This is a genomic window from Nocardioides nematodiphilus (assembly GCF_020216525.1).
Taxonomy (GTDB): Bacteria; Actinomycetota; Actinomycetes; order Propionibacteriales; family Nocardioidaceae; genus Nocardioides; species Nocardioides nematodiphilus.
On the sequence record NZ_JAIWOY010000001.1, the window covers coordinates 280673 to 300291 of the forward strand.

Consider the following 19619-nt stretch of genomic DNA (forward strand, 5'->3'; position numbering starts at 1 on the left):
CCCTCCGCGACCCGAAGCGAATCAGACCACGAAGTTGCTTTACTCGTGTTGGTTTTGCAAGAAAACGGTCCGAAGGGATCAGGCGGAGCTGACCCGGCGGGCCCTGATCGAGTCGGCGGTGAACGCGGCGAGCGCAAGCCAGACGATGCCGAACCCGATCCAGCGCCCCGTCGACATCGCCTCGTGGAAGTGGAAGACGCCGAGGGCGAACTGCAGGATCGGCGCGAGGTACTGCAGCAGCCCCAACGTCACCATCGGGACGCGCACCGCGGCGGCACCGAAGAGGATCAGCGGTACGGCGGTGACGACGCCCGACGACATCATCAGCGCGGCGTGCCCCGGCCCCTCGGTGCCGAAGTGCGACTGCCCGCGCAAGGCCAGCCCGAGCACGAAGACCAGCGCGAGCGGCGCCATGATCGCGGTCTCCAGTGCCAGCGACTCGAACGCGCCCGCACCGGCGAGCCGCTTGGCCAGCCCGTACGTGCCGAACGAGAACGCGAGCAGCACCGCGATCCACGGCACGCGGCCGTAGTCGATCGTCAGCACGGCCACCGCGACGCCGGCGACGCCGACCGCGGCCCACTGCAGTGGGCGCATCCGCTCGCGCAGCACCAGGACGCCGAGCAGCATCGTGACCAGCGGATTGATGAAGTAGCCGAGCGACGCCTCGACGACGCGGCCGTGGGTGACGCCCCAGATGTAGCCGGCCCAGTTGCAGGTGATCGTGACCGCGGCGAGGGTGAGCAGGCCGAGCTGGCGCGGGCTACGGGTCAGCGCGACGAACTGGGTGGCGCGCCGCAGGACGATCACCAGGACCGTCATCACGACGAGCGACCAGATCAGCCGATGGGCCAGGATCTCGAACGCTCCTGCGGGCTCGAGCAGGGGCCAGTAGAGCGGGAAGGCACCCCAGATCAGGTACGCGCCGATGCCGAACAGGACTCCACGCGACCGCTCCACCCCCGAAGGTTAAACGGCCTGCAGCTCGATGCCGATTCCGGCGAGCTCGGTCCGGTCCAGACCGCGGTGGGGGCGCACCCGGCGCCACAGAGCCCCGGAGGTCGGGCCTGTCAAGACGGGTCTCGGCTCCGAAGAGCTCCTCGCCGCAGCGCGAGTGCTCGGCGAAGTTGAGGTACTGGCGATCCGAGGACCACGGCGCCATCGCGAGCTGGACCGCGCGCACCTCGGAGAGGGTCGAGACCGCCTCAACGACCGCGAACGACGGGCCCCGGATGACCTCCGGCAGGTCGGGCAGTGGCGGGAAGCGCAGCAGCCGGCCCACGCACATGACCTCATCGGGCAGGTCGCGGGAGACCTGCGCCCAGGTGTGCAGCACGGTTCCGGCCCGCTCGATCGGGAAGAACAGGACGCCGGCATACACGGTGCTGATCGGGTAGAGCTCCAGCTCGATCGCGGTGACCACTGCGAAGCTGCCACCCCCACCGCGCAGCGCCCAGAACAGCTCCGGGTCGTGGTCGGCGTCGATGAGCCGGTGCTCGCCGTCTGCGGTGACGACCTTGAGCGAGAGCACGCTGTTGGCCGCGAGCCCGTGGGACCGCGCCAGCCAGCTGATGCCGCCGCCGAGGGTGTAGCCGGCGACGCCGACGTCGTGCGATGAGCCGGCGAGCGCCGTCCAGCCGTGGGCGGCGGCGCGCGGAGTCACGTCGCCCCACTGCGCCCCGGCCTCGACCCGCGCACGGCCGTGCTCGGCGTCGATCGTGACGCCGCGCATCCGCGCCAGCGACAGCAGGATGGTGCGGGCGAGCGGTCCGAGCGGCATCGCGTTGTGGCCGGTCGCCTGCGGCGCGACGCGCAGTCCGAGCCGACCGGCGGCGCGGACGATCGTCTGGATGTCCCGCGCGGACTCGGGCAGCGCGACCGCGGTCGGAGCCTGGTCGACGGTGAGGTTCCAGGCCGCGCGGGCCTGGTCCCAGTCGGTGTCGGTCGGACGGACGAGGCGCCGTCGAGATCGAGGGCGAGTGCCTCCAGCCCCTGCTCCAGGGACTCCATGGTCTGCGTCATCCCGGCCCCAACACCTCGATCGTGTGCGCGACCGTCGCCCTGGCGCTGCCGCGCGGATCGGGCTGCTCCGCAGGAGCGGCGTCGGCCCGCCTGCGGACCGCCGCCGGCCGCTGGCTGGTGCTGCACACCTCCTGCCTCACATCACCCGAGGGCGAGCCGTCGATGATCGCGCTGACCGTGGGGCCGGCGAAGTCGTCGCGGATCGCGCCGATCGTGGTCGAGGCGTACGGCCTCACCGCCCGTGAGCGTCAGATCACCGAGGGCGTCGCCCGCGGGCTGTCCAACGGCGAGCTGGCCGAGCAGCTGTTCCTGTCGCCCTACACGGTGCGCGACCACCTCAAGGCGATCTTCTGCAAGGTGGGGGTCGCCTCCCGAGGCGAGCTCGTCGCGAACGTCTTCTCCGAGCACTACGGCCCGGCGCTGCACGACGCCGACCGTCCGGCGGTACACGCCTTCTTCTGAGTCGCCCGACGGGCGAGCTCGGCGGGTTCCTCCGGGGGTGTCAGGTGGAGCGGACCGCCACCACGTCGGCGAACCTCTCCAGCGCCTCGCGGACCGGACCCTGGGGCAGCGCCGCGAGAAGGGCCTTGGCCTTCTCGGACTCGGCGACGACGTAGGCGCGGGCCTCGTCCATCGCGGGGTGCCTGCGGATCAGGTCGAGGCACTCGGCGAGGGCGGCGTCGTCCGACAGGTCGGAGTCGAGCAGCTCGAGCAGGCGGGCGTCGGCCGGGTCGGCGGAGCGGCGGGCGAAGAGGACCGGGAGGGTGGGGATGCCCTCGCGCAGGTCGGTGCCGGGCGTCTTGCCCGACTCGTCGGACTCGGAGGCGATGTCGAGGATGTCGTCGGAGATCTGGAAGGCGACCCCGACGATCTCGCCGTACTCGGTCAGTGCCGCCTCGATCTCCGGCGAGGCGCCGCCGAAGCGCGCGCCGTACTGGGCCGAGAGGGCGATCAAGGCGCCGGTCTTGCCGGCGATCACGTCGAGGTGGTGCGCGACGGGGTCGTCCCCGGCGCTCGGCGCGACGCCCTCGAGGATCTGACCCTCGACGAGGCGGGCGAAGGCGCGCGCCTGGATCCCGACCGCGTCGGCGCCCAGCTCGGCGGTGAGCTCCGAGGAGCGGGCGAAGAGCAGGTCGCCGGTGAGGATGGCGATGTTGTTGTCGAAGCGGGCGTTGGCGGAGTCGGCGGCGCGTCGTACGAGCGCCTCGTCCATCACGTCGTCGTGGTAGAGCGAGGCGAGGTGGGTGAGCTCCACGACGCAGGCCGCGCTGATCACGTCGTCGGACTCGGCGCGGTCGCCACACTCCGCGGCGAGCAGCACCAGCAGCGGCCGGAACCGCTTGCCGCCGGCCGCGAGCAGGTGCGTGGCCGCCTCGGTGATGAACGGCGACCGGCTCCGCACGTGGCCCGCGAGCTCCTTCTCGACGAGCGCCAGCCGGGCGCGCAGGCGTCCGGCCAGGGCCTCATCCGAGACGGGCAGGGCAAGGTCAGCAGTGCTCACCTGATGAATGATCCCGCATTCTCGATCAGTTGGAGAACAGGGTCCGGAACCACGCCGAGCAGGACGGTGGCCAGGGCGCAGGCCCCGATGACCACGATGCTGCCCCAGGCCGGTACGGCGACGACCGCCGTGGTGGTGCCCTCGCCGCCCGTCACGACCTCCTTCTGCGCCTGGGTGAAGAACAGGAGCAGCACGAACCGGACGTAGAAGAAGACCGACACGATGCTGGCCGCGATCGCCACCACGACCACCGGCCAGTAGCCGGCCCGCAGGGCGACGGTGAAGACCTCCCACTTCCCGATGAAGCCGCCGGTGAGCGGCAGGCCCGCCATCGAGAACAAGAAGAGGGTGAAGAGCCCCGCCACCAGCGGCGATCGCTTGCCCAGTCCGGTCCACTTGCCGAAGTCGGTCGCCTCGCCGTTGCTGTCGCGTACGACGCTCACCAGCGCGAAGGCGCCGATCGTGGCGACCGAGTAGGCCAGCAGGTAGAAGAGGATCGCGTGGGTCGCATCGGTGCCGTCGCCGTCACCGGCCGTGAAGCCGATCATGCCGGTGAGCAGGAAGCCGGTATGCGCGATGGCGCTGTAGGCCAGCATCCGCTTGACGTCGGTCTGCACGACCGCGATCGCGGCGCCGAAGAGCATCGTGGCGATCGCGACCGCGCCCATGACCGGCTGCCAGGTGAGTCGGTCGTGACCGAACGCGACCACGAAGAGCCGCAGCAGCGCCCCGAAGGCGGCGACCTTGGTCGCGGCGCTCATCCAGGCGGTGACCGCGGTCGGGGCGCCCTGGTAGACGTCGGGCGTCCAGCTGTGGAACGGCACCGCGCCGACCTTGAACAGCAGGCCGACGGCCATCAGGCCCATCCCCGCGATCAGCAGGCCGTGGTTCGCGCCGCCGTGTTGGACGACGTCGCCGATCCCGGCGAGGTCCATGGTGCCGGCGTAGCCGTAGACCAGCGAGATGCCGTAGATGAAGAAGCCGGAGGAGAAGGCGCCGAGCAGGAAGTACTTGAGCGCGGCCTCCTGCGACAGCAGGCGCCGCCGGCGGGCGAGCCCGACCAGCAGGTACAGCGGAAGGCTCAGCACCTCGAGGGCGACGAAGAGCATCAGCAGGTCACCGGCGACCGGGAAGAGCATCATGCCGCCGACCGCGAAGAGCAGTAGCGGGTACACCTCGGTGTGGTCGAGGCCCTGCTGTGCGGCGGTACGCTCCGCGGCCGTGCCGGGCAGCGCTGCGGCCTGACCGGCGAAGGCGGAGACACCGGTGTCGAGCTGGCGCTCGGCGAAGAGCAGCACGCCTGCGATCGCGACCACGAGGATGACGCCCCACAGGAAGACCCCGGGGCCGTCGACGACGAGTGCCCCCTCCGCGACGGTGCGTGGCGTGACGTCGACGCCGATGATGATCACCCGGACGAGGGCGATCACCAGACCGATCAGGGTCAGCGCCACCTGGGTGGCGTAGCGGCGCTCGCGCGGGGCGAACGCCTCGACCAGGATGCCGACGCAGGCGACGCCGAAGACGACGAAGATCGGCCAGAGCAGGCTGTACTCGAGGTGAGGGCTCACGAAGCCGTTCATCGGGTCACCGCCGCGATCACCGGGTTGGCCAGGTCGAGCAGCGGCGCCGGGTAGAAGCCGAAGAGGACCAGGGCGATCATCAGGGGAGCGACGATCGCTACCTCCGTACGGGTGAGGTCAGCGGTGGCGGCTCCGCCTACCGACACGGGGTCGGGCGGGCCGGTCATGGTCCGCTGATACATCCACAGCACGTAGATGGCCGCGAGCACGACCGCGGTGACCGCGATGGCGCCGACCCACCAGTGGTAGGCGAAGGCTCCGATGATCACCAGGATCTCCGAGACGAACTGCGACAGGCCGGGCAGGCCGGCGGTCGCGAGGCCGGCCACCAGCAGGAGGCCGGCCAGGACGGGCGCCGACCTCTCGACCCCGCGGATCGCCCGGATGGAGGCGCTGCCCTTGCGCTCGATGAGGTAGGCGGCGACGAGGAACATCGCCGCGGTGGCCACGCCGTGGTTGACCATGTAGATGATCGCGCCGGACGCGCCCTCGGCCGAGCCGCCCCCGGTCGGGGTGAGCACGAAGATGCCGAGCGCGATGAAGCCGAAGTGGCTCAGCGAGGTGAGGCCGATGAGGCGCAGGAGGTCGTCCTGGCCGATGGCGAGGAAGGCGCCGTACACGATCGAGATCAGGCACAGCGCGACCACGACCGGGGTGGCCCAGGCACTCGCCTCGGGCAGCAGGCCCAGGCAGAAGCGCAGCATCCCGAAGGTGCCGATCTTGTCGAGCACGCAGACCAGCAGGACCGAGGTCTGCGGGGTCGCGCTCTCGGAGGTGTCGGCCAGCCAGGTGTGGAACGGGAACAGGGGTGCCTTGACCGCGAAGCCGATGAAGAAGGCGACGAAGATCCAGCGACCCGCCACCGTGCCGATGTCGGCGTGCTGCAGGTCGGTGAGCAGGTACGAGGGGCTGTCCGGCTGCACGGCGTAGAAGCCGATGACGCCACCGAGCAGCACGAGTCCGCCGCCGAGCTGGTACATCAGGAACTTCAGCGCTGCGAAGGAGCGCTGGGGGCCGCCGTGGCCGCCGATCATGAAGTACGCCGGGATGAGCGTGGCCTCGAAGAAGACGTAGAACAGGAACAGGTCGGTGGCGCTGAAGACCACCAGCGCGAAGCTCGTCAGCGCGAGCGCCCAGGCGAACCAGCCGTAGGTGTGGGAGCGCAGCGCGGTCAGCATCACGATCGGCACCAGCGCCGCGGTGAGCAGGATCAGCAGCAGCGCCATCCCGTCGAGGCCGAGCGCGAGGTGCACGCCGATGCGCGAGATCCAGTCGACGCTGTACGTCTCCTGGAAGCCCGAGCCGCTCCGATCGAAGCGGAACGTCGCGACGATCGCCACGGCCAGGGTGGCGAGCGCGAAGGCGATCGCCACCTGGCGGGCCGCCATGTCGCTGCGACGGCCGACGAGTGCGGAGCACAGCGCTCCGATCAGCGGGACCAGACACAAGGTCGCGATCACTGCCAGTTCACCACCATCAGGGCGAGGACGACGACGACAGCGCCGCCGAGGACGGAGAGGGCGTACGAGCGGACGAAGCCGTTCTGGGCCTTCCGGAAGATGCCGGCGAACGCACCGACCGCGACCGGGCCGCCGGTCATCAGCCCGTCCACGCCGTACTTGTCGATCTCGAGCAGCGCCCCGGTGAGCTTGCGGCCGGGCAGGATCACGAAGGTGTCGTTGATCTCGTCGCCGTAGAGGTCCTGGCGTGCGACCGCCACCGGCCAGCGCACGTCGGTGGGCGCGGTGTCCGGTACGGGCCGCCTGCCGACCAGGAACCAGGCCAGTGCCACCCCGCAGGCGACGACGAGCACGGCGAGCAGCGAGATCAGCCAGGCCGGAGCGCCCGACGACTCCTCCGGTGGCTCGCCGACGATCGGCGCCAGGTAGTCCTGGATCCAGCTGCCGAGCAGCATCACGCCACCGAGCACCGACAGCGCGGCGAGCACGACCAGCGGGCCGGTCATGATCGACGGCGACTCGTGCGGATGCACGCCATCGCGCCAGCGCTTCTCGGTGAAGAACGTCATCAGCATCAGCCGGGTCATGTAGAACGCGGTGATGCCGGCGCCGAACAGCGCCAGCGCGCCGATCCACCAGTGCTCGTGCCAGGCGGCGTCGATGATCTTGTCCTTCGACCAGAAGCCGGAGAAGCCCGGGAAGCCGATGATCGCGAGGTAGCCCATCGCGAAGGTCAGGAACGTGACCGGCATGGCGCGGCGCAGCGCACCGTAGTGCCGCATGTCGACGTCGTCGTCCATCGCGTGCATCACCGAGCCGGCGCCCAGGAACATGTTGGCCTTGAAGAACCCGTGCGTGAGCAGGTGGAAGATCGCGAACGCGTAGCCGGCCGGGCCGAGGCCGGCGGCGAGCATCATGTAGCCGATCTGACTCATCGTGGAGCCGGCCAGCACCTTCTTGATGTCGTCCTTCGCGGTACCGATGATCGCGCCCCACAGCAGCGTCACGGTGGCGACCACGACCACGGCCGTACGGGCGACGGGCGCCGCGTCGAGGATCGCGTGCGAGCGGACCATCAGGTAGACGCCGGCGGTGACCATGGTCGCCGCGTGGATCAGGGCCGACACCGGGGTCGGGCCCTCCATCGCGTCGAGCAGCCACGCCTGCAGGGGGACCTGCGCGGACTTGCCGCAGGCACCCAGCAGGAGCAGCAGGCCGAGCCACGTCATCGTGGTCTCACCGGCGTGCTGGGCGCCGGCGTTGACCACGTCGAAGCTCGTCGAGCCGAAGGTGGTGAAGCACAGCGCGATCGCCAGCGAGAGGCCCATGTCGCCGACCCGGTTCATCACGAACGCCTTCTTGGCGGCCGCGGCGGCCGACGGCTTGTGCTGCCAGAAGCCGATCAGGAGGTACGAGGCCAGGCCGACGCCCTCCCAGCCCAGGAAGAGGACGAGGTAGTTGGCGGCCAGCACGAGCGTGAGCATCGCGGCGACGAAGAGGTTGAGGTAGCCGAAGAAGCGCCTCTTGCGCTCGTCGTGCGCCATGTAGCCCAGCGAGTAGACGTGGATCAGCGACCCGACGCCCGTGATGAGCAGCAGGAACAGGCTGCTGAGCTGGTCGTAGAGCAGGTCGGCGCCGACGTTGAGCTTGCCGGCCTCGAACCACGTCCACAGGTGCACCGACTGCGAGCGGGCGTCGTCGGGCTGGCCCAGGGTGTGCACGAAGAGGACCAGCGCGCAGACGAAGGACGCGATCGGCAGGAGCGTCGCGAGGTACGGGCCCCAGGAGTCCGTACGGCGACCGCCGATGAGCAGGACCGCGGCCCCGAGGAGCGGCAGCGCGATGACGAAGGGCAGGACGTTGCTCACCACTTGAGGAGACTCGCGTCGTCGATGGAGGCCGACCGGCGGCTCCGGAAGATGGTCATGATGATGGCCAGCCCGATGACGACCTCGGCGGCCGCGACGACCATCACGAAGAAGGCGGTCACCTGGCCCTCGAGGTTGCCGTGCAGGTTGCTGAAGGAGACGAGCGACAGGTTGGCCGCATTGAGCATCAGCTCGATGCACATGAAGACCACGATCGCGTTGCGTCGGATCAGCACGCCCGTGGCGCCGATCGAGAACAGGACCGCACTCACGATGAGGTACGGCGTCACGTCAGTCATGGTTGGCCTCGATCGCAGTGCCGTTCTTCGGGTGGCCGTGCAGGCCGGCGGGGATGCTCTGCTTGGCGTGGCTGCCGTCGGGCAGCAGCGCCGGGGTGTCGACCGCGTTGTGGCGCGCCAGCGTGCCGGGGGCGGGCAGCGGGCCGAGGTGCAGACCGCTCTCCCCGTACGCCCGGACCCGCTCGCGGGCGAGCTCGGCCTGGGTGGACCTGGGCTCGGTCCGCTCGCGGTGGGCCAGCACCATCGCGCCGACCGCCGCGGTGATCAGCAGCGCGCTGGTCGCCTCGAAGGCGACGACGTAGCGGCTGAAGAGCAGGTTGGCGAGCGCCTCGAGGTTGCCGCCGGCGTTGGCGGTGGCCAGGCCCTTCATGGTGCCGAGCGAGAGCTGGCCGATCATGGCGAGCACGATCACCGCCAGGATCAGCCCCATCAGCAGCGAGGCGACCTTGTGACCCCTGATGCTCTCGGTGACCTCGTCACTGACGTCGACGCCGACGAGCATCAGCACGAACAGGAAGAGCATCAGCACGGCGCCGGTGTAGACGATGATCTGCACCGCGAACAGGAACGGCGCGTCCAGGCTGGCGTAGACGAAGGCCAGGTTGATCATCACCACGGCCAGCAGCAGCGCGGCGTGGACGGCCTTGCGGACCACCAGGATGCCGAGCGCGGCCAGGATCATCAGCGGCGCGGTGACCACGAAGGTGGCCGTCATCGGATGATGCCTTCCGGCGCGTAGTAGGACTGCTCGTCGTCGCCCAGCCGCATGGGGTGCGGCGGGTGCTCCATGCCCTCGCTCAGCGGGGCGAGCAGGTCGGACTTCTCGTAGATGAGGCTCTCGCGGGAGGTGTCGGCCAGCTCGTACTCGTTGGTCATCGTCAGCGCCCGGGTCGGGCAGGCCTCGATGCACAGGCCGCACAGGATGCAGCGCAGGTAGTTGATCTGGTAGACGCGGCCGTACCGCTCACCGGGCGAGTAGCGCTCCTCGTCGGTGTTCTCGGCGCCCTCGACGTAGATCGCGTCCGCAGGGCAGGCCCAGGCGCACAGCTCGCAGCCGATGCACTTCTCCAGGCCGTCGGGGTGACGGTTGAGCTGGTGCCGGCCGTGGAAGCGGGGAGCAGTGGGGGCCTTCTCGAAGGGATACTGCTCCGTCACCGGCTTCTTGAACTGCGTGGTGAAGGTGACCGCGAACCCGGCGACCGGGTCCCACAGGTTCTCCTTGATCGTGCCCATCAGGAGGCCTCCTCGATCGAGCGCGTTGCCGGGATGGACGCGGGGAAGGTGAGCGGGGCGGCGGCGCCGCGGACGGCGCCGCCGGCCGGCATCGCCGGGGTCGGGAAGGCGCCCTGCGCCTCGAACACCGGCAGGACCGGTGCCTTCGGCCCGCTGAGCAGGTAGCCGACCATCCCGATGGTGAAGAGCACGGACGGCACCGCGAGCCAGCGCGGGTCGAAGCCGTTCTCCAGCGCGACGACCCGCACGGTGGCGACGATGCAGATCCAGACCAGCGAGAGGGGGATCAGCCGCTTCCAGCCGAGGGCCATGAACTGGTCGTACCGCAGGCGCGGCAGCGAGCCGCGCAGCCAGATGAAGATCCAGATGAAGGCGAAGAGCTTGCCGAAGAACCACAGCACCGGCCAGTAGCCCTCGTTGGCGCCGGCCCAGACGTGGTCGATCCAGAACGGCACGTGCCAGCCGCCGAGGAACAGGGTGGTCGCGATCGCGGAGACGGTGGCCATGTTGACGTACTCGGCGAGGAAGAACAGCGCGAACTTCAGCGAGCTGTACTCGGTGTGGAAGCCGCCGACCAGCTCGCCCTCCGCCTCGGGGAGGTCGAACGGCGCGCGGTTGGTCTCACCCACCATCGAGATCGCGTAGATGAGGAAGCTCGGCATCAGCACCAGGCCGAACCACAGGTCGCCTTGGGCGGCCACGATCGCGCTGGTCGACAGGCTGCCGGAGTAGACGAAGACCCCGACGAGGGCCAGGCCCATCGCGACCTCGTACGAGATCATCTGCGCGCTGGAGCGCAGACCGCCCAGGAGCGAGTACGTCGAGCCGGAGGCCCAGCCGCCGAGCACGATGCCGTAGATCCCGATGCTGGCGATCGCCATCACGAACAGGACCGCGACCGGTAGGTCGGTGAGCTGGAGCGGTGTGCGCTGACCGAAGAAGTCGACCACCGGGCCGAACGGGATGACCGAGAAGGTCACGAAGGCCGGGATGACCGCCAGCACGGGCGCGGTGACGAAGACGACCTTGTCCGCGTTGGTCGGCGTCAGGTCCTCCTTGAGGGCCAGCTTCACGCCGTCGGCCAGCGATTGCAGGAGGCCGAAGGGGCCGTGCACGTTGGGTCCGATCCGGTGCTGCATCCGGGCGACGACGCGGCGCTCCCACCAGATGTTGAACAGGGTGAGGACGACACAGACGACGAAGACGAGGAGGACCTTGATGAGGATGACCCACCACGTGTCCTGCCCGAAGTCCGCCAGGGTGCCGCTCGTGTCGAGCAGAGTCATGCGTGGCTCACCTCCACCATCGAGCCGGGCGAGGCCAGGTCGGCGAGGATGCCGCGGCCGATGCTGTTGCTCGGGAACCAGACGACGTCCTCAGCGACGTCGGCCTCCTGCGCCGGCACGGTGATCGCGCCACGGTCTCCGGTCAGCGTGACCGTCGTGCCGTACTTCAGCAGGTTGTCGCGCGACATCAGGGCGACAGCGGGCCGGGCGGTCGCCAGGTACGACTTGTCGCCGGCCTGGAGGCTGCCGTTGTCGATCATCAGCTTCCAGGTCGAGAGGCGGAACGTGCCGGCGACCGACGGGGTCCGGACACGACCCGACGCGCTCGTCGAGGAGGCGTCGCGCGGTAGGAGCGCGGCCGTATCGACACCGCGGAAGCGCTTGGCGATGTGCCCGAGGATCTCGGCGTCGGAGTACGTGGCCGGCAGGTCGAACGTCTTCGGGAAGCTGCGGTGGCGGCCCTCCCAGGTGACGAAGGTGCCGGCCTTCTCGGTGACCGCCGCGACGGGGAGGACCACGTCGGCGCGCTGGGTGACCGCGGACTCCCGCAGCTCGAGGCTGACGACGAAGCCGGCGGCGTCGAGGGCCGCGAGGAAGGCGGCCGGGTCGGCGGTGTCGTCGGGGTCGACGCCGCCGACGACGAGTGCGGTGATGTCACCGCTGAGGGTCGCCTCGACGATCTGGTCGGCGTCGCGGGTGTGGGCGTCGAGCGGGAACGCGCCGGCCTCGACGGCACCGCGGTCACCCGCGCGCCGCGGGACCCAGCCGATCCGCGCACCGGACGAGGCGGCCAGGGCCGCGACGGCGTCGAGCGCACCGGGCGAGGTCGCGAGCCGCTCCCCCACCAGCAGGATCGCACCCGCACCGGGATCGAGGCCGCCGATGACGTCGGCCTCACCGCCAGGAGCACAGCGGACGAGCTCGGCACCGAGCTTGTGCGACCCGGCGGACAGCAGTGACGCGACCGTTCGGATGCGCTTGCCGTCCCGGACCGCCCGGAGGCGCAGGAAGATCGTGCCGGCCTCGTCCTCGGGCTCGAGACCGAGGAGCACGACCTCGGAGGCGGCGTCGAGATCGGCGTAGGTGACCGGGGACGCGCCGCGTACGTGGGTGGCGAGGAAGCGGGTCTCCTCGGCCGACAGCGGGCGGGCACGGAAGTCGACATCGGCACCGCCGAGGGTGTCGCGGGCGAAGCCGGCGTACGCCTGGGCGTCCTCGAGCGTCACGCGGCCACCGGGCAGGACGCCGACACCGCCGGCGGCGGCGAGGCCACGCGCGGCGAGCTCGAACGCCTCGATCCAGGAGGCCGGTCGGAGCGATCCGTCCTCGTCGCGGACCTGGGGATAGCGCAGCCGGTCGAAGGCCTGCGCGTAGCGGAACGCGAACCGGTCCTTGTCGGTGATCCACTCCTGGTTGACCTCGGGGTCGTTGCCCGCGAGACGACGCATCACCTTGCCGCGACGGTGGTCGATCCGGATCGCGGCACCGCAGGCGTCGTGCTCGGCGATGCCCGGTGTGGAGACCAGGTCGAAGGGGCGCGACCGGAAGCGGTAGGAGGCCGAGGTCAGCGCCCCGACGGGACAGATCTGGATGACGTTGCCGGAGAAGTAGGAGGAGAAGTCGCGGCCCTCGGCGATGCCGATCTGCTGGCGCGCGCCGCGCTCGATCAGCGCGATGCCCGGGTCGCCGGGGATCTCGGCGGCGAAGCGGGTGCAGCGCTGGCACACGATGCAGCGCTCACGATCGAGCAGCACGTTGGCCGACAGGCTGATCGGCTTCTCGAAGGTGCGCTTCACGCCCTCGAAGCGGGTCTCGCCCTGACCGTGGCTCATCGCCTGGTTCTGCAGGGGGCACTCCCCGCCCTTGTCGCAGACCGGACAGTCGAGCGGGTGGTTGACCAGCAGGAACTCCATGATGCCGGTCTGTGCCTTCGCGGCGGTGGTGTTGCTCGTCTCGACGATCATGCCCTCGGCGACCGGGATGGTGCAGGAGGCCTGCGGCTTGGGGAAGCCGCGGCCGTTGCCGGCGTCGGGGATGTCGACCAGGCACTGGCGGCACGCGCCGACCGGGGCGAGCAGCGGGTGGTCGCAGAACCGGGGGATCTGGGTGCCGATCTGCTCGGCTGCCCGGATCACCAAGGTGCCCTCGGGCACCGTGACGACGGTGCCGTCGATGGTCAGCGTGACGGTCTTCTCGGCCGTCTTGTCAGGCGTGGTGGTCATGCCGGGGCCAGCGCTCGCTCCGCCGTTGTCGCTCACTTGGTCGCCTCCTGCGCGAAGAGGGTGGACGCCGCCGGGTCGAACGGGCAGCCGCCGTGGTCGAGGTGATCGAGGTACTCCTGGCGGAAGTACTTGATCGACGAGGTGATCGGGCTGGTGGCGCCGTCGCCGAGCGCGCAGAACGAGCGACCCAGGATGTTGTCGCACTGGTCGAGGAGCAGGTCGAGGTCGGACGCGCTGCCCTCGCCCCGCTCGAGCTTCGCGAGCACCTGGGCCAGCCAGTACGTGCCCTCGCGGCACGGCGTGCACTTGCCGCAGGACTCGTGCTTGTAGAACTCCGTCCACCGCAGCACGGCGCGGACGACGCAGACCGTCTCGTCGAAGATCTGCAGCGCGCGGGTGCCGAGCATCGAGCCGGCCGCGGCGACCGACTCGAAGTCGAGCGGCACGTCGAGGTGTTCGTCGGTGAACAGGGGCGTCGAGGAGCCGCCCGGGGTCCAGAACTTCAGCCTGCGGCCGTTACGCATCCCCCCCGCGAGCTCGAGCAGCTCGCGCAGCGTGATGCCGAGCTCGGCCTCGTACTGGCCGGGGCGGGTGACGTGACCCGACAGCGAGAAGATGCCGACACCGTTGGACTTCTCGGTGCCCATGTCGGCGAACCAGTCCGAGCCGTGGCGCACGATGGCGGGCACCGAGGCGATCGACTCGACGTTGTTGATCACCGTCGGGCTGGCGTAGAGGCCGGCGACGGCGGGGAACGGCGGACGCAGGCGGGGCTGGCCGCGGCGGCCCTCGAGGGAGTCGAGGAGCGCGGTCTCCTCACCGCAGATGTACGCGCCCGCCCCGGCGTGCACCGTGATCTCGAGATCGCCGAGCAGGCCGGCCTCGCGCGCCTCGCGGGCGGCGGCGAGGAGGCGGCGGTAGACGTGCAGCACCTCTCCGCGCAGGTAGATGAAGGCGTGCTGGGCGCGGATCGCGTGCGAGCTGATGGCGACGCCCTCGATCAGGGTGTGCGGGCTCGCCATCAGCAGCGGGATGTCCTTGCAGGTGCCCGGCTCGGACTCGTCGGCGTTGACCACGAGGTAGCGCGGCTTGCCGTCCTCGAGCGGGGGCAGGAACCCCCACTTCATGCCGGTCGGGAACCCGGCGCCGCCACGACCGCGCAGGCCGCTGCCCTTGACCATCTCGACGACGGCCTCCGGCTCCATCGCGCGGGCCGTCTCCAGCGCCTCGTACCCACCCGAGGCGCGGTAGCCGTCGAGGGTCCAGGCGCGCTCGTCGCCCCAGGTGGCACTCAGGACCGGCGTCAGCGTGGCGCTCATGCGTCCTCGTCCCTCATCTCGTCCTCGACCTCGTGCTGCAGCTCTTCGGGCGTGAGCCCGCCGGCCGGGACGACCGGGTCGGCCAGCTCGACGCTCGGGCGATGCTCCTCGGGCGACTCAGTCATCGCTGTCCCCCTTCGCACCGACACCCGCGCCCGCGGGGGTCCACCCCTGATCACGGGCGATCTCCAGGCCGACCAGCGAGGCCGGGCCGGCGGCCGGGCCCTCGTCGGCGAGGCCGTCCTCGAAGCCGGCGAGCACCCGCTCGGCCTGCTTCCAGGTGCAGATCCTGGGCCCGCGGGTGGAGGCGACGGGGTGGCCGGCGCGGAGCGCCTCGACCGTACGGACGAGGCCGTCGGGGGTCTGGTTGTCCAGGAACTCCCAGTTGACCATCACCACGGGCGCGTAGTCGCAGGCCGCGTTGCACTCGACCCGCTCGACGCTGACCGTGTACTGGTCGCCCTGACGCTTGTCGGCGATCTCGTCGGGGCCGACGTCGAGATGCTCGGTGAGCCGCTGGTGGATCGCGTCGCCGCCCATCACCGCACAGAGCGTGTTGGTGCAGACGCCGACGTGGAAGTCACCGACGCGGTGGCGCTTGTACATCGTGTAGAAGGTCGCGACCGCGCTCACCTCGGCAGGGGTCAGACCCAGCACCTCGGCGCAGGCATCGATCCCGGCCGGGGTCACGGACCCCTCGGTCGACTGCACCAGATGCAGCATCGGAAGCAGGCCGGAGCGGGCCTGCGGGTAGCGAGCCGCGATCTCGCGCAGCTCGCCGTACGTCTTCTCGTCGATGCTCATGCCGTCTGGACCCCTCGGTCGCTCGCTCGTGCCTCGCTCGTCCCGGTCGGCGTCATCATCGGTCGACGCCTCCCATCACGGGATCGATCGAGGCGATCGCGACGATGACGTCGGCGACCATGCCGCCCTCGGACATCACGCTGGTGGCCTGGAGGTTGGTGAACGACGGGTCGCGGAAGTGCACCCGGTACGGGCGCGTGCCGCCGTCGGAGACCACGTGCGCGCCGAGCTCGCCGCGCGGCGACTCGATCGCGGCGTACGACTGACCGGCCGGCACGCGGAAGCCCTCGGTGACCAGCTTGAAGTGGTGGATGAGGGCCTCCATCGACTCGCCCATGATGTGGCGGATGTGGTCGAGGCTGTTGCCCATCCCGTCGGTGCCGATCGCGAGCTGTGAGGGCCAGGCGATCTTCTTGTCGGCGACCATCACCGGAGCGCCCTCGAGCCGCGAGAGCCGGTCGGCGGCCTGCTCGACGATGCGCAAGGACTCGTCCATCTCGGCCAGGCGCACCCGGAAGCGGCCGTAGGAGTCGGCGGTGTCCCAGGTGATGACGTCGAAGTCGTAGTCCTCGTACCCGCTGTAGGGCTGCGTCTTGCGCAGGTCCCACGCATAGCCGGTCGAGCGCAGGATCGGGCCGGTGATCCCGAGCGCGAGGCAGCCCTCGAGGTCCAGGTGGCCCACGCCCTCGAGGCGGCCACGGAAGATCGGGTTGGCGTTGCAGAGCGCGGCGTACTCGGGCAGGCGCTTGCGCATCAGCGCGATGAAGTCGCGGATCTCGTCGAGCGCGCCCGGCGGGAGGTCCTGCGCGACGCCGCCCGGGCGGATGAACGCGTGGTTCATCCGCAGGCCGGTGATGAGCTCGAAGAGGTCGAGGACCAGCTCGCGCTCGCGGAAGCCGATCGTCATCACGGTCAGGGCGCCGATCTCCATGCCGCCGGTCGCGATCGCGACCAGGTGGGAGGAGATGCGGTTGAGCTCCATGAGGAGGACCCGCATGACCTGGGCCTTCTCCGGCACGTCGGCCTCGATGCCGAGGAGGCGCTCGACGCCCAGCACGTACGCGGTCTCGTTGAACAAGGGCGCCAGGTAGTCCATCCGGGTGACGAACGTGGTGCCCTGCACCCAGGAGCGGTACTCCATGTTCTTCTCGATGCCGGTGTGCAGGTAGCCGATGCCGCACCGGGCCTCGGTGACGTTCTCGCCCTCGAGCTCGAGGATCAGCCGGAGCACGCCGTGGGTCGACGGGTGCTGCGGGCCCATGTTGACGACCACCCGCTCCTCGGGGGTCTCCTTGAGGAGGTCGCTGAGCTGGTCCCAGTCCTGGCCGGTGGCCGTGAAGACCGTGCTGCCCGGAGCATCGAAGTCCGCGGCCGTGTCGTGTGAGGTGCTCATGCGAGCATGCCCCCTTCTGTGGCGCCGTCGCGAGCGGCGTCATGGGCGTGTGATGGCAAGGCGGAGGCGGGAGCCGTGGCGGAGCCACGGCGACCGACGACAACGAAGCCAGCGCGCGGCCAGGGCGTCGCGTAGCAGGCGTCCACGGAAGAGGTCATGCGTAGGTCCTCCTCTGGTCCGGCGGGGCGATGGTGGCGCCGTGGTAGTCGACCGGGATGCCGCCGAGCGGGTAGTCCTTGCGCTGCGGGTGGCCGACCCAGTCGTCGGGCATGAGGATCCGGGTCATCGACGGGTGACCGTCGAAGATCAGGCCGAACATGTCGTACGTCTCTCGCTCGTGCCAGTCCAGCGTCGGGTAGACCGACACCAGGCTCGGCACGTGCGGGTCGCTGTCGGGGGCGCTGGTCTCCACCCGGACGCGACGGTTGAAGGTCATCGAGAGCAGGTGGTAGACCGCGTGCAGCTCGGCACCGGTCTGCTCGGGGTAGTGCACCCCGCTGACGCCGCTGCACAGCTCGAAGCGCAGCCGGGCGTCGTCGCGCAGCTGCTGCATCAGCGCGGCCAGCTGCTCGCGGCGCACGATCAGGGTGAGCTCGCCGGCGTGCAGCACGACGCGCGGCTCCTCGCCCAGGGAGTCGGTGACCGCGTCGGCCAGCTGGTCGTACCACTCGCCGTACGGACGGGTGGCCAGCGGCGGGAGGGCGACCGTACGGACCAGGCCGCCGTAGCCGCTGGTGTCCCCGGAGCCGGTGACGCCGAACATGCCGACGCGGGCACCGATCTCCCCGGAGCCGGGGAAGCCGGTGGTCGACTCGGTGGTCGCCTCGGGCAGGGTGTCGTCGCTCATCGGAGCAGTCCCGTCTGATCGATCAGCGGGAGCTGGCGCAGCGCGTTGTTCTCGCGCTCCTCGACCAGCGCGGCCGCGTTGGGGCCGAGCTTGGCGCCCTGGATCTGGTCGTGCAGCTTGAGGATCGCGTCGATCAGCATCTCCGGGCGCGGCGGACAGCCGGGGAGGTACATGTCGACGGGGACGACGTGGTCGACGCCCTGCACGATCGCGTAGTTGTTGAACATCCCGCCGGAGCTGGCGCAGACGCCCATCGCGAGCACCCACTTGGGCTCGGGCATCTGGTCGTAGATCTGGCGAAGGACCGGGGCCATCTTCTGGCTCACCCGGCCCGCGACGATCATCAGGTCGGCCTGACGCGGGGAGGCGCGGAAGACCTCCATGCCGAAGCGGGCCAGGTCGTACTTGGGGCCGCCGGACGTCATCATCTCGATGGCGCAGCAGGCCAGGCCGAAGGTGGCCGGCCAGAGGCTGGCCTTGCGCATGTAGCCCGCGACGCCCTCGACGGTGGTCAGCAGGACGCCGCTCGGGAGCTTCTCTTCGATACCCATGTCAGTGCCTCAGTCCCACTCGAGCCCACCGCGTCGCCACACGTACGCGTAGGCGACGAAGACGGTGAGGATGAAGAGCCCCATCTCGACCAGGCCGTAGACCCGCAGCTGGTCGAGGTAGACGGCCCACGGCAGCAGGAAGATGATCTCGACGTCGAAGACGATGAAGAGCATCGCGATCACGTAGTACTTCACCGGGAAGCGGCCGTCGAGCGCCTGCGGGGTGGGGTCGATGCCGCACTCGTACGCGTCCGCCTTGGCGCGGTTGTGGCGCCTCGGGCCGACCAGGGCGCTCATCGCCACCGAGCCGATCGCGAAGGCGGCGGCCAGTGCGAGCAGCACCAGGATCGGTGCGTACAGATGCATCGCTCTCCTCCTCCCGGCCCACCGTCATTTGAGACTTTGTGAATTCGTTCACGTGTGGCCCGGCTCACATATTGCCACTTCTGTCACAGATGGCAAGACCAAAATGCAAAGCGCCCCGACCTGTCTCATCGACAGGACGGGGCGCGTGCGTCCGCGGGCCTCGGAGAGGGTCAGGCGCGGCCGTGGTGGAGCGCCACGATGCCGCCCGACAGGTCGGTCCAGCCGACCTCGGACCAGCCCGCCTGCTGCACCAGCGCGGCCAGCCCGGCCTGGTCGGGCCAGGCACGGATCGACTCGGCGAGGTAGACGTAGGCGTCCGGAGAGGAGGAGACCGCTCGGGAGACCGCCGGGAGCGCCTTCATGAGGTACTCCATGTACACGGTGCGGAACGGCTTCCAGGCCGGATGGGAGAACTCGCAGACCACGAGCCGCCCGCCCGGCTTGGTCACCCGGCGCAGCTCGCGCAGGCCCGCGACCGGGTCGACGATGTTGCGCAGCCCGAAGGAGATCGTCACCGCGTCGAAGGTGGCGTCCTTGAACGGCAGCTTGGTGCCGTCACCGGCCGTGAAGGGCAGCTGCGGCTTGGCGGCCTTGCCGACGGTCAGCATGCCCAGGGAGAAGTCGCACGGAACCACGGTGGCGCCCGCGTCGCGGAACGGCTGGGAGGACGTACCGGTGCCGGCGGCGAGGTCGAGGACCAGCTCGCCGGGCTGCGGTGCGACCGCCGCGATGACGCGCTTGCGCCAGCGGCGGTCCTGGCCCATCGAGAGGACGTCGTTGGTCACGTCGTAGCGACGGGCGACGGCATCGAACATCCGGCGGACCTCGCCGGGCTGCTTGCCGAGATCGGCGCGGGTCACGCCGG

At 70.2% G+C, this 19619-nt stretch carries 19 protein-coding genes and 1 pseudogene; 1 reads left to right on the forward strand and 19 read right to left on the reverse strand.

Annotation, left to right across the window (positions count from 1 at the left end; all coding sequences use genetic code 11):
- Positions 1–78: 78 nt before the first annotated feature.
- Positions 79–960: an EamA family transporter RarD gene (gene rarD / locus KSO98_RS01425; protein ID WP_225282997.1), complete on the reverse strand. Its 882-nt coding sequence runs from the start codon at positions 958–960 to the stop codon at positions 79–81.
- Positions 961–1552: 592 nt separating this feature from the next.
- Positions 1553–2095 (reverse strand): annotated as a pseudogene (locus KSO98_RS18760) (FAD-binding oxidoreductase); the annotation flags it as partial.
- On the opposite strand from KSO98_RS18760, the gene KSO98_RS01435 reads away from it, so the two are divergent.
- A complete protein-coding gene (locus KSO98_RS01435; protein WP_225282999.1) occupies positions 2044–2484 on the forward strand; it encodes a helix-turn-helix transcriptional regulator in 441 nt (146 codons plus the stop codon). The pseudogene KSO98_RS18760 and the gene KSO98_RS01435 overlap by 52 nt on opposite strands.
- A gap of 40 nt (positions 2485–2524) precedes the next feature.
- Here the strand turns inward: KSO98_RS01435 and KSO98_RS01440 are convergent, their stop codons facing one another.
- From KSO98_RS01440 to KSO98_RS01515, 17 genes are all read right to left on the reverse strand, one after another.
- The gene (locus tag KSO98_RS01440) at positions 2525–3523 is read right to left on the reverse strand and encodes a polyprenyl synthetase family protein (RefSeq protein WP_225283001.1); all 999 of its coding nucleotides are present in this window, start codon (positions 3521–3523) and stop codon (positions 2525–2527) included.
- The gene (gene nuoN, locus KSO98_RS01445) at positions 3520–5106 is read right to left on the reverse strand and encodes an NADH-quinone oxidoreductase subunit NuoN (RefSeq protein ID WP_225283003.1); all 1587 of its coding nucleotides are present in this window, start codon (positions 5104–5106) and stop codon (positions 3520–3522) included. The genes KSO98_RS01440 and nuoN overlap by 4 nt, the downstream gene beginning before the upstream one ends.
- Positions 5103–6566 carry an NADH-quinone oxidoreductase subunit M gene (locus KSO98_RS01450; RefSeq protein ID WP_225283005.1) on the reverse strand — a complete coding sequence of 488 codons (1464 nt, stop codon included), beginning with the start codon at positions 6564–6566 and terminating at the stop codon, positions 5103–5105. The genes nuoN and KSO98_RS01450 overlap by 4 nt, the downstream gene beginning before the upstream one ends.
- Positions 6563–8434, reverse strand: a complete 1872-nt coding sequence (gene nuoL / locus KSO98_RS01455; protein ID WP_372457755.1) for an NADH-quinone oxidoreductase subunit L — start codon at positions 8432–8434, stop codon at positions 6563–6565. Before nuoL ends, KSO98_RS01450 begins: the two co-directional genes overlap by 4 nt.
- Complete coding sequence (gene nuoK / locus KSO98_RS01460; RefSeq protein ID WP_225283007.1) at positions 8431–8733, reverse strand: NADH-quinone oxidoreductase subunit NuoK; 303 nt, start codon at positions 8731–8733, stop codon at positions 8431–8433. The genes nuoL and nuoK overlap by 4 nt, the downstream gene beginning before the upstream one ends.
- Positions 8726–9448 carry an NADH-quinone oxidoreductase subunit J gene (locus tag KSO98_RS01465; RefSeq protein ID WP_225283008.1) on the reverse strand — a complete coding sequence of 241 codons (723 nt, stop codon included), beginning with the start codon at positions 9446–9448 and terminating at the stop codon, positions 8726–8728. Before KSO98_RS01465 ends, nuoK begins: the two co-directional genes overlap by 8 nt.
- A complete protein-coding gene (gene nuoI, locus KSO98_RS01470) occupies positions 9445–9966 on the reverse strand; it encodes an NADH-quinone oxidoreductase subunit NuoI (RefSeq protein ID WP_225283009.1) in 522 nt (173 codons plus the stop codon). Before nuoI ends, KSO98_RS01465 begins: the two co-directional genes overlap by 4 nt.
- Entirely contained in the window at positions 9966–11252 is a 1287-nt protein-coding gene (nuoH, locus tag KSO98_RS01475) for an NADH-quinone oxidoreductase subunit NuoH (RefSeq protein WP_225283010.1), read from the reverse strand. Before nuoH ends, nuoI begins: the two co-directional genes overlap by 1 nt.
- Positions 11249–13474 carry an NADH-quinone oxidoreductase subunit G gene (locus KSO98_RS01480; RefSeq protein WP_225283418.1) on the reverse strand — a complete coding sequence of 742 codons (2226 nt, stop codon included), beginning with the start codon at positions 13472–13474 and terminating at the stop codon, positions 11249–11251. The genes nuoH and KSO98_RS01480 overlap by 4 nt, the downstream gene beginning before the upstream one ends.
- Positions 13475–13506: 32 nt before the next feature.
- Positions 13507–14793: an NADH-quinone oxidoreductase subunit NuoF gene (gene nuoF, locus KSO98_RS01485; protein ID WP_225283011.1), complete on the reverse strand. Its 1287-nt coding sequence runs from the start codon at positions 14791–14793 to the stop codon at positions 13507–13509.
- Positions 14790–14918 (reverse strand): hypothetical protein, encoded by a 129-nt coding sequence (locus KSO98_RS18375; RefSeq protein ID WP_263642196.1) that lies wholly within the window; start codon positions 14916–14918, stop codon positions 14790–14792. The genes nuoF and KSO98_RS18375 overlap by 4 nt, the downstream gene beginning before the upstream one ends.
- Positions 14911–15597, reverse strand: a complete 687-nt coding sequence (gene nuoE, locus KSO98_RS01490) for an NADH-quinone oxidoreductase subunit NuoE (RefSeq protein WP_225283012.1) — start codon at positions 15595–15597, stop codon at positions 14911–14913. The genes KSO98_RS18375 and nuoE overlap by 8 nt, the downstream gene beginning before the upstream one ends.
- 55 nt (positions 15598–15652) lie before the next feature.
- Positions 15653–16990 carry an NADH-quinone oxidoreductase subunit D gene (locus tag KSO98_RS01495; RefSeq protein WP_225283014.1) on the reverse strand — a complete coding sequence of 446 codons (1338 nt, stop codon included), beginning with the start codon at positions 16988–16990 and terminating at the stop codon, positions 15653–15655.
- Between the two features lie 154 nt (positions 16991–17144).
- The gene (locus KSO98_RS01500; protein ID WP_225283015.1) at positions 17145–17837 is read right to left on the reverse strand and encodes an NADH-quinone oxidoreductase subunit C; all 693 of its coding nucleotides are present in this window, start codon (positions 17835–17837) and stop codon (positions 17145–17147) included.
- Positions 17834–18388: a NuoB/complex I 20 kDa subunit family protein gene (locus tag KSO98_RS01505; protein WP_225283017.1), complete on the reverse strand. Its 555-nt coding sequence runs from the start codon at positions 18386–18388 to the stop codon at positions 17834–17836. Before KSO98_RS01505 ends, KSO98_RS01500 begins: the two co-directional genes overlap by 4 nt.
- A gap of 9 nt (positions 18389–18397) precedes the next feature.
- Positions 18398–18754: an NADH-quinone oxidoreductase subunit A gene (locus tag KSO98_RS01510; RefSeq protein WP_225283019.1), complete on the reverse strand. Its 357-nt coding sequence runs from the start codon at positions 18752–18754 to the stop codon at positions 18398–18400.
- 170 nt (positions 18755–18924) lie between these two features.
- Positions 18925–19614 (reverse strand): demethylmenaquinone methyltransferase, encoded by a 690-nt coding sequence (locus KSO98_RS01515; protein WP_225283021.1) that lies wholly within the window; start codon positions 19612–19614, stop codon positions 18925–18927.
- Between the last annotated feature and the right edge of the window lie 5 nt (positions 19615–19619).

Coding starts and splice junctions, on each gene's coding strand:
- nuoH (WP_225283010.1), bottom strand. CDS start 11,252: ATGACTCTGCTCGACACGAGCGGCACCCTGGCGGACTTCGGGCAGGAC.
- KSO98_RS01480 (WP_225283418.1), bottom strand. CDS start 13,474: ATGACCACCACGCCTGACAAGACGGCCGAGAAGACCGTCACGCTGACC.
- KSO98_RS01465 (WP_225283008.1), bottom strand. CDS start 9,448: ATGACGGCCACCTTCGTGGTCACCGCGCCGCTGATGATCCTGGCCGCG.
- KSO98_RS01500 (WP_225283015.1), bottom strand. CDS start 17,837: ATGAGCGACGACACCCTGCCCGAGGCGACCACCGAGTCGACCACCGGC.
- KSO98_RS01505 (WP_225283017.1), bottom strand. CDS start 18,388: ATGGGTATCGAAGAGAAGCTCCCGAGCGGCGTCCTGCTGACCACCGTC.
- nuoE (WP_225283012.1), bottom strand. CDS start 15,597: ATGAGCATCGACGAGAAGACGTACGGCGAGCTGCGCGAGATCGCGGCT.
- KSO98_RS18375 (WP_263642196.1), bottom strand. CDS start 14,918: ATGACTGAGTCGCCCGAGGAGCATCGCCCGAGCGTCGAGCTGGCCGAC.
- KSO98_RS01495 (WP_225283014.1), bottom strand. CDS start 16,990: ATGAGCACCTCACACGACACGGCCGCGGACTTCGATGCTCCGGGCAGC.
- nuoK (WP_225283007.1), bottom strand. CDS start 8,733: ATGACTGACGTGACGCCGTACCTCATCGTGAGTGCGGTCCTGTTCTCG.
- nuoF (WP_225283011.1), bottom strand. CDS start 14,793: ATGAGCGCCACGCTGACGCCGGTCCTGAGTGCCACCTGGGGCGACGAG.
- nuoN (WP_225283003.1), bottom strand. CDS start 5,106: ATGAACGGCTTCGTGAGCCCTCACCTCGAGTACAGCCTGCTCTGGCCG.
- KSO98_RS01510 (WP_225283019.1), bottom strand. CDS start 18,754: ATGCATCTGTACGCACCGATCCTGGTGCTGCTCGCACTGGCCGCCGCC.
- nuoI (WP_225283009.1), bottom strand. CDS start 9,966: ATGGGCACGATCAAGGAGAACCTGTGGGACCCGGTCGCCGGGTTCGCG.